Origin of the sequence: Aeromonas sp. 600276, from assembly GCF_049175815.1 — a bacterium.
In the GTDB taxonomy this organism is placed as follows: domain Bacteria; phylum Pseudomonadota; class Gammaproteobacteria; order Enterobacterales; family Aeromonadaceae; genus Aeromonas; species Aeromonas dhakensis.
In genome coordinates, this window is the sequence record NZ_JAAKVU010000018.1 from 84,023 (window position 1) to 93,264 (window position 9,242).

Genomic DNA, 9,242 nt, shown 5'->3' on the forward strand with positions numbered 1-9,242 from the left:
ATTTAGCACAATCAAACGCCACTTTTTTTCCGCGGGACAATAATTTATGACAACTGAATCCCCAAGCTACTCCACGATCGAGCAAGCCTTCTCCCTCGGGAACGGGCAAGATTCTGCCCTCAACTGGTTGCGCAAAAACCGCAGTCAGGTCGCCATCTTCCTGGTGAGCGGCATCAAGCTGGAGGGGACCATCAGCGGTTTCGACCAGTACAGCGTGCTGCTGACCGATGCCCATGGCAACCAGCAGTTGGTCTACAAGGCCAAGATCTCCACCATCGCCATGCACTCCGGCCGGCCGCAGGTCAATATCCAGCGTGCTCGCAAGCCTCGCGTCTCCATGGCACCGCGCCCCCACGGCGCACCCGGTCGTTACGACGACAACCAGGGCGGCAACAGCGACCAGTAAGGCCATGCCCATGTCACCCCGCGACCATCGCTGCGTCAGAGGGTGACCGAGTCCATTCCCATTTGTCATGACAGTCCCGTATGGGAATGGACTTTCTACCTCAGCGCCCATGATGACGCACTCTGCCCAGATTCAATGCGGCAGCTTCAATACTGCAAGCCGACCGGTCTGCCCTCCCTGACCATGCAGGTCTGCATCCCCGCAGCCTGACCGGCCTGTACGCCAATCCCCGTGTCCTCGAACACCAGACAACCCGCCGGGTCGACCCCCAGCTTGCTGGCCACCAGCAGGAAGGTATCCGGGTGGGGTTTGTGCAACTCGACATCATCAGCCGTCACCACCACGGAGAAGTAGCGATCCAGCCCGGTATTGCGCAGCACGGCGGCGGCGTTGACCCGCGGTGAGCCGGTGCCGATCCCCATGGGGATGCGGCCATGGTAACGCTCGACCAGTGTCTGCATGGCCGGGAAGACGGTTGCCTTGTGCAGGTTGGCCACGTAGTGCTCGGTCTTGCAACGGGTCACGATGAGCGGATCCAGCGCGATCTGCTGCTGCTCGGCCACCAGCAGGGCTATCTTGCGGCTCGGCATGCCACCCAGTTCATAGAACCAGTCTGGGTCGAAATGAAAGCCAAACTCCCGGGCCGTGTGTGCCCAGGCGGCGAGGTGCAGCGGCATGGAGTCCACCAGGGTGCCATCGAGGTCGAATACCAGGCCTTGAAAGCCGGAGAGGGTCATGGTGCGGGATCCGTGTCTGAAAAAGGGTCCCCATTCTAGCCAGAGCCTCTCTCCCTCGCCACGGCCTAGGTGGCAAGAAACGCTTGCCCCCACATTTGTGCCTGAAAATAGATGGGTGTCAGTTTGGCGGGATCCAGCTGATAAGTAGGCGCCAGCTGGGCCAGCAGTGGCCAGTCGCCCTGTTCATAGCACTTCACCAGCTGAAACAGATGAAACAGCGGTCCCTCGCGGGACTCCAGCGCTCGCTTCACATCCTTGGGCAGATGGGCCTTGAGCTGTTCGGAGAGCAGCGAGCCATCCAGCACCAGCCCCACCAGGAAGGCCCAGCTGGTGGCGGACTTGCCGAGCGCGCTCAGGGCGATCAGCTCGCAGAAGCGGCCGCGGGCAATGGCCATGCGGGTGCAGGCCTCCGGAATGTGCTGACTGACCCTGGCCAACCCGTAGATGAGCACGAACTTGCGGATCTCCTGCTCTCCCAGATAAGAGAGCGCCCGGTTAACCGAAACGATGGGGCTGGCGTGATCGAAACCGGGAGCGTTGACGTAGCTCAACAGCTGCCCCGGCAGCCAGGCATCCTGCTGCAGCAAGGTCGCCACCCGGGCGAAGGAGAACTCCTCATGGCAGATGAGCTGCAGTATCTCCTGCACCAGCTTCATGTCAGGCTGGGCGGCGCGCTGGTTGACCAGCTCGGGGCGCGCCAGGAAGCCGCCGGCGAAGAAGTCGACCCCTGCCTCCTTGAGCGGCAGAAAATCCCCCCAGCTCTCGATGCCGAGGGCCATCCGCTTGTGTTCGGTCGGCTGACGGATCCCCTCCTCCCCCATCCAGAACACCAGCAGACGGGAGGCGCTGAGCCAGCGCTGCTCGCGCTGGGCACCGTGCACCGCCAGCCGGCGCCGATAGTCGCGCCACTGCTCCAATACGGGAAAAGAGGTGGGCAACCGTTCGGCCGAAGCCTCAACCAGCGGAATGGTGTCCTGATCGAACAGCAGTGGGCGCAGCTCATCGAGCTGTTCGTGGGTGAAGGGCAGCAGATATTGGCGCCCCTGAGCCAGCAACCGGCACTGGGCGGCCAGCAGGGGCCATTCGGCAGGGTCGGCAAGCTGATAGTCAATGCCATAGGCCACGAGAGCGAGACGACGGTTGAAGATGGGATAACGACGTAACAACATGGGCTCACCGATAGGCTAGCGTACACGCCCTCCCCTGCGATTTGGCATGATAGAGCGCCTGATCGGCCTGTTCGGTCAGGCTCTGCCATGTTCCATCCAGCGAGGGAACCAGATAGCTAAAGCCTATGCTAACCGTAATGAAATCAGCAACTCGGGAGGCCGGATGCGGGATTTTTAATTCACTGAGCCCCTGGTGAATCTGTTCCGCCAGCCGCTCCGCCTCACCGGGTTGCGGACCGCACAGCAGGATCACGAACTCTTCGCCGCCGTAACGCGCCACCAGGTTGGTACGCCGCCGTTCCGCATCCTGCAGCAGGGCGGCCACCTGCTGCAGACACTGATCCCCCTTGGCATGGCCGAAGTGATCGTTGTAGGACTTGAACTCGTCCACGTCGATCATCAGCACCGCCAGCAGACTCTGGTGCCGGCGTGCCCACTCCCACTCCCGCTGCATGGTGAGATCCCACTGGCGGCGGTTGGCGATGCAGGTGAGGGGATCTTCCAGCGACAGCATGGAGAGCCGTTTGTTGGCCTCCGCCAGCGCCCGGTTGCTCTCGGCCAGTTGCATGGTGCGCTCGCTGACCCGCTGCTCCAGCTCGCGGTTGAAACGTTCAAGCGCCGCCTGGGTACGCTGGCGGATCAGCAACTGGGAGAGCATGGCGGCATACTGCTTGAAGATCTCGCTCTGATAAGCCTTGAGCGGCCGGCGCCACAGCAGGTTGTCGGCGGCGATCCAGCCGATGGGAGTGGCCCCGTCCCACAGCGAGACCATGGCATTCCAGCCACGCCCCACCTCCTGCTTTTCGTAGTAGAGCGGCGCATCCTCCAGCACCAGCACATAATCCTTGCGGCGCAGCGCCTCCTGCACCGTGGGGTGATCAGGGATCGGGCTGATGAAGTGGTGCTCGTCGATCAGCTCGCCCACCTCGTTGGTGCCCCAGGTGCCGTGCATGGTCTTGAACTCGGCATCCACCAGGAAGATGGCGATGCGGTCGAACTGCAGCTCCTGACGAGCCAGCGCCACCGCATCGTGCAGCAGCTGGTGTTCACTGTCACAACGCGCCAGCTTGACTCCCACCTGGTGCAGCGCCTGCAGCATGCTGAGGAAGGAACCTTGCAGCGCCTGACTGCGGATGAGGTCGGCCTGGGTGTGCAGCCGCTGATCCCGCTCCAGATCGACCTGGCTGGCCAGCAGCCGGCTCTCGAGCTCGGCGGCAAGATAGTGCATCAGCAGCTGGATGCCCTGTTGCTGGCGCCGGGGCAGGCGATCGATGCGGCGGCGGGTCTCCAGGTAGACCACGGCCTCCAGCCCTTTGTGGCGCTTGAGCGGGAAACAGGCGCGCAGGCGCACCGTCTGTGGCTCGACCGTTTCCCAGAGCTCGTTGTGCTGGGCGAGCGGCTCCACCATCAGTTGTCCCTTGTCGAGGGCGTGTTCGATGAAGAGGATCGGCAACTTGAGTGAGGCGACGGCATCGGCCGTCAGGCTGACCAGCCCCTGATCGAGCTGGAAGCTGTAGAGCTGCGACTCGGGGGCGCGCAGCCACAAATAGATCTGTTCGGCTTCGGTTTTTTCCCTGATTGCCGCCAGTGTCACTTCACAGAGGTGTTCAAAGCTGGTGAAGTGCTCTGGATCCCATTCCTGCATGCCTGCCATCCTTGGTTGTATCCAAGCGAGTATATCGGCAAAGCCTGCACTTTAATTGACTGGCCAGTCAAAAGCGCGATCCAGAGCCCATTTTTTATAACAAATTCAAGGCGTGCATCGCCTCGCGGATGCGGGTACGCGTTGCCTCGGAGAGCGGCATCACCGGCAGGCGGCACTCCTCGCTGCAAAAGCCCAGCAGGGAGACGGCATACTTGGCACCGGCCGGGCTCGGCTCGGCAAACATCGCCTGATGCAGCGGAATCAGTTTGTCTTGCAGTTCACGCGCAGCTTGCCACTGGCCGGCCAGCGCCAGGTTCTGCACCTCGGCCACCAGCCTGGGGGCCACGTTGGCCGTCACCGAGATACAACCCTGACCGCCGCCGATGTTGTAGGCCACAGCGGTGGCATCTTCACCGGAGAGCCAGGCGAACGGCTTCTTGATCAGCTGGCGCTCCACCCAGGGGCGGGCCAGATCGCCGGTCGCATCCTTCACCCCGGCGATGCGCGGCAGCTCGGCCAGGCGGGCCAAGGTCGCCGGCTGCACGTCGACGATGGCGCGCGGCGGGATGTTGTAGACGATGATGGGCTTGCTGGTGGCGTCGTGCACCGCCTTGAAGTGGTGATAGAGCCCCTCCTGATTGGGGCGGTTGTAGTAACCGGCCACGTGCAGGGTGGCATCGGCCCCCATCTGCTCGGCATAGCGGGTGTATTCGATGGCTTCAACCGGGTTGTTGGAACCGGCCCCGGCGATCACCGGGATGCGGCCAGCCACCAGTTTGACCACCAGCTCCACCACCCGGCAATGCTCGTCGTGGGTCAGGGTCGGACTCTCCCCCGTGGTGCCCACCGGCACTATGCCGTGGGTACCCTGTTCGATATGCCACTCCACCAGACGCGCCAACGCCTCTTCATCCAGTTTGCCCTGTCGAAAGGGGGTGATCAGGGCGACGATTGAACCTTTGAACATGGAATTTCCTTCTCCGTTGACTCATGAATGTGGCAATAAAAAACCCCGGTACGATGTGCGCAACCGGGGTTTGAATCTGCTCAGGGATGAGAGGTTACGCGCGAACGTCGGCAGGCCCGAATGTCAGGCTTTTTTTATGCTTTCGTTTCAACCCGTTGAACCGCATTGCGTCATCTCTGCTCAAAAAATGGTGTCTGGGCATATTTCGGGAACACGGCATAAATGTCAAGGCGAAAGCGGCTATGTATAATGGCCGCCCAAAATTGCGTGGAGAGACCCGATGAGCAGCCCGATCAGTGCCGTCAGCCAGATGCTGGAACGAAACCAAGCCCTCTTTGTCGGCAAGCGGCTGCTGGTGTGCGGCGCCCTGGAGGATGACTATCCGCGCCAGCTGGCAACCCTGACCCACTCCCTCACCGTGTTTACCACGGATTACTGCTATTACCGCAGCCAGCAGGCCGCGCTGGGCGACGCCATCCTGTTCGATCACCAGCTGGGTGGCGCCCCCCGCTTCGATGCCCTGCTGCTGCTGATGCCCAAGGCCAAGGCCGAGGCCCAATACCTGCTGGCCATGATGACCCCGCTGCTGGAAGCCGGTGCCGAGCTGTTCCTCGCCGGCGAGAACCGCGGCGGCATCAACGGGGCCGACAAGCTGCTGGCCCCCTATGGCGAGAAGCCGGTCAAACGCGATTCGGCCCGTCGCTGCTCCCTCTATCACGGCGAACTGAGCAAGCCGGTGGCCCCGTTCGAGCTGGACGCCTGGTTTGGCCGCTACCAGTGCCAGGCTGGCGATACCGAGCTGACCGTGCTGGCCCTGCCCGGCGTGTTCAGTGCATCCGAGCTGGATCTGGGCAGCCAGATGCTGCTGGCCAGCCTGCCGGCCATGCAGGGAACGCTGCTCGATTTCGGTTGCGGCGCCGGGGTGATCGGCTCGGTGCTGGCCAAGCGCAATCCTGAACTCAGGGTCACCATGGTGGACATCAACGCGCTGGCGCTGGAATCCAGCCGCCGTACCCTGGCCATCAACGGTCTGCAGGGCGAGGTGCGGGCGTCCGACGTCTATTCCGACATCCAGGAAAAATTTGACCGCATCGTCTCCAACCCGCCGTTCCACGCCGGTCTCAAGACCTTCTACGCCGCCACCGAAACCTTCCTGGCCAAGGCGCCGGAGCATCTGTCGCCGCAGGGCACCCTCACCATAGTTGCCAACGCCTTTCTGCGATATCAGCCTATACTGGAGACGCACTTCAAACGGACGGAAGTGATCAGTGGCGATGCCAAATTCAAGGTCTATCTGAGCAAAGTGTAAATAAGTGTAAGCAGTCACCGGAAACAGGTGGAGAGCCCCATACGGGATCTGATAAGGTAATTGACACACCTCAAACCACCCCTTTAGGGGTGTTTTTTTGCAGCAAGCTGAAAACCTTTTCATAGTATGAATTCAGGGAGAGAAATACGATGGCAGGCATACTCACCATGATCCTGGCGGGCGGCGAAGGTACTCGCCTCCAGCCACTCACCACCACCCGCAGCAAGCCCTCGGTTCCCTTTGGTGGCAGCTACCGACTGATCGACTTCGTGCTCAACAACTTCGTCAACGCCGACTTCCTGCGCATCTACGTGCTCACCCAGTTCAAGTCCCAGTCCCTCTATCTGCACATGAAGAAGGGCTGGAACATCGTCGGCATCACGGATCGCTTCATCGACCCCATTCCGGCCCAGATGCGGATGGGCAAACGCTGGTATGACGGCACCGCCGACGCCATCTACCAGAACCTGCGTTTCATCGAGATCTCCGACCCCGAGCACGTCTGCATCTTCGGCTCCGACCACATCTACAAGATGGACGTGAGCCAGATGGTGAGCTTCCACAAGCAGAAGGCTGCCGCTCTGACCGTCGCCGCCCTGCGCATGCCCATCGAGGAGGCGAGCGCCTTCGGGGTGATCGAGGTGGATCAGGAGGGCCGGATGATCGGCTTCGAGGAAAAACCCAAGCGGCCCAAGCACATCCCCGGTGATCCCACCCAGGCGCTGGTCTCCATGGGCAACTACATCTTCGAGACCGAGTCGCTCTATCGCGAACTCAAGCGCGACGCCGCCGAGGAGAACTCCAGCCACGACTTCGGCAAGGACATTATTCCCAGCCTGTTCCCGCGTGCCCCCGTCTATGTCTACGACTACAGCACCAACGTGATCCCGGGCGAGAAGCCCAACGTCTACTGGCGCGACGTGGGGACGCTGGACTCCTACTGGCAGGCGCACATGGACCTGGTGGCCGACGATGCCCCCTTCTCCCTCTACAACCGCAAGTGGCCGCTGCATACCCACTATCCGCCACTACCGCCCGCCACCTTCGTCGACACCGACGACTGCAAGGTGAAGATCGCCAACTCCTTGATCTCCGGCGGTTGCTTCATCCAGGGCAGCCAGATCCAGCGATCCATCCTGGGTTTTCGCTGCAACATAGGCCCTTGCAGCCACATCAGCGAGTCGGTTCTGCTCGGTGACGTGAAGATTGGCGAGGGCTGCTCCATCCGCCGCGCCATCATCGACAAGAACGTTGAAATTGCGCCCGGCACCGTGATCGGTGAAAATCTGGACCATGACAGAGAGCGATTTACCGTGTCCGAAGGCGGTATCGTCGTGGTACCTAAGGGAGCAAGAGTTGGCTATTAACCCACTGAAAATCCTGTTCGTTGCCTCGGAAGTTGAGGGGCTTGTGAAGACCGGGGGCCTGGCGGACGTGGCCAGAGCCCTGCCGCTGTACCTGGCCCAGAAGGGACATGATGTCAGGATCATGCTCCCCTTCTACAAGACGATAAAGCGACGGGATGAGGCCAAACTGCTGGTCTCGCGCTGGTTGCCAACCCACCCGGGCCTGCCGGATATCGGCTATCGCATCTATCAAATGGATCTCGAAGGGGTCTGTGTCTACCTGCTCGATTGCCCTCAATACTTCGATCGCCCCCAGCTCTATGCCGAAAACAACCAGGCCTATCCGGACAACGGCGAGCGTTTCGCCTTCCTGGCCGCCGCCGCGCTGCACGCCTGCGAGCAGCTCGCCTTTGCCCCCGACATAGTGCACTGCAACGACTGGCACACCGGCCTGCTGCCGCTGCTGCTGAAAACCCGACACTCCCACAACCCCTTTTTCCAGCACACTCGCAGCGTGATCAGCATTCACAACGCGGCGTTCCAGGGGGTGTTCGAGCGCCAGCAGTTCTGGGCCGTGCCCGAGATTGCCGACTACGAACAGCGCATCAGCTATGACTACGGTCACGTCAATCTGCTCAAGTGCGGGGTGCTCTATGCCGACAAGATCAACGCGGTCAGCCCCAACTATGCCAGCGAATTGCTGACCCACCTGGGGGCCCACGGCATGGCCAGCGTCTTCCAGCAGCGGGCGGCGGATCTGCGTGGCATCCTCAACGGCTGCGACTATCAGGACTGGGATCCGGCCTTCGACGACTTTCTGCCGGCCACCTATGACGTCAATAACCTGGCCGGCAAGGGCGTATGCAAACAGAGCCTGCAGCAGGAGCTGGGCCTGCCGGTGGTGGACCTGCCCATCTACGGCATGGTGTGCCGGCTGACCGAACAAAAAGGCGTGCATCTGCTGCTGCCGGTGCTGGACAAGTTTCTCCATCACAAGGTGCAGGTGGTGATCGTCGGCTCGGGTGATCCCTCCCTCGCCGCCCAGCTGCACACCCTGGCCCAGCAATTCCCGGACAGGCTCGCCTTCATCAATACCTATGACGACCGGCTCGCCCACCTGGTGGAGGCCGGTGCCGACTTCTTCCTGATGCCCTCCCTGTTCGAGCCGTGCGGCCTCAACCAGATGTACAGCCTGGCCTATGGCACCCTGCCGCTGGTACGGGCGGTTGGCGGCCTGAAGGATACGGTGGTGGACTGGGATGCCGATCCGGCACATGCGACCGGCTTCTGCTTCAACGATCCGACCGCCAACATACTGCTCGATGCCATGCGCCGCAGCCTGCTCTATTACCTGCAGGACCCCGAGCAGTTTGCCCGGGTTCAGCGCAATGCCATGAACACCCGCTTCAACTGGCCCGATTCGGTCATCCAGTACGAACAGATGTATCGGGACGCCCTGGCTCGCCAGTGACGCTAATTGCTGAAGTTTTGTCCCCTTGATGCTGCTTTGGGCGTCAACAGCGAAAAAAGTACCTTCTGGCTGTTGACGCCCCCCCAAAACTCTATAGAATCCCCCACCGCAGTGATGCGAAGGTGGCGGAATTGGTAGACGCGCTAGCTTCAGGTGTTAGTGTCCCACGGATGTGAGGGTTCGAGTCCCTCT

8 protein-coding genes are annotated in these 9,242 nt (G+C 61.5%); 4 read left to right on the top strand and 4 right to left on the bottom strand.

Annotated elements, in window-relative coordinates:
• The first annotated feature begins 46 nt into the window (after window positions 1-46).
• Entirely contained in the window at window positions 47-406 is a 360-nt protein-coding gene (gene hfq / locus G5134_RS17285) for an RNA chaperone Hfq (RefSeq protein WP_005305447.1), read from the top strand.
• 146 nt (window positions 407-552) lie between these two features.
• Here the strand turns inward: hfq and G5134_RS17290 are convergent, their stop codons facing one another.
• The 4 genes from G5134_RS17290 to dapA all read right to left on the bottom strand — a co-directional run bounded on the left by G5134_RS17290 (window position 553) and on the right by dapA (window position 4,924).
• On the bottom strand, window positions 553-1,143 hold the full coding sequence (locus G5134_RS17290) for an HAD family hydrolase (RefSeq protein WP_024943147.1): 591 nt from the start codon (window positions 1,141-1,143) through the stop codon (window positions 553-555).
• 65 nt (window positions 1,144-1,208) lie between these two features.
• Window positions 1,209-2,312, bottom strand: a complete 1,104-nt coding sequence (locus tag G5134_RS17295) for an EAL and HDOD domain-containing protein (protein WP_421232093.1) — start codon at window positions 2,310-2,312, stop codon at window positions 1,209-1,211.
• Window positions 2,313-2,316: 4 nt separating this feature from the next.
• Window positions 2,317-3,957: a GGDEF domain-containing protein gene (locus G5134_RS17300; RefSeq protein ID WP_219325955.1), complete on the bottom strand. Its 1,641-nt coding sequence runs from the start codon at window positions 3,955-3,957 to the stop codon at window positions 2,317-2,319.
• A gap of 94 nt (window positions 3,958-4,051) precedes the next feature.
• Complete coding sequence (gene dapA, locus G5134_RS17305; RefSeq protein WP_005305461.1) at window positions 4,052-4,924, bottom strand: 4-hydroxy-tetrahydrodipicolinate synthase; 873 nt, start codon at window positions 4,922-4,924, stop codon at window positions 4,052-4,054.
• Between the two features lie 280 nt (window positions 4,925-5,204).
• On the opposite strand from dapA, the gene rsmC reads away from it, so the two are divergent.
• From rsmC to glgA, 3 genes are all read left to right on the top strand, one after another.
• Entirely contained in the window at window positions 5,205-6,233 is a 1,029-nt protein-coding gene (rsmC, locus tag G5134_RS17310; protein ID WP_274181687.1) for a 16S rRNA (guanine(1207)-N(2))-methyltransferase RsmC, read from the top strand.
• 149 nt (window positions 6,234-6,382) lie between these two features.
• Complete coding sequence (gene glgC / locus G5134_RS17315; RefSeq protein WP_005305468.1) at window positions 6,383-7,600, top strand: glucose-1-phosphate adenylyltransferase; 1,218 nt, start codon at window positions 6,383-6,385, stop codon at window positions 7,598-7,600.
• Complete coding sequence (gene glgA, locus G5134_RS17320; RefSeq protein ID WP_065018731.1) at window positions 7,590-9,050, top strand: glycogen synthase GlgA; 1,461 nt, start codon at window positions 7,590-7,592, stop codon at window positions 9,048-9,050. Before glgC ends, glgA begins: the two co-directional genes overlap by 11 nt.
• Window positions 9,051-9,242: the final 192 nt, after the last annotated feature.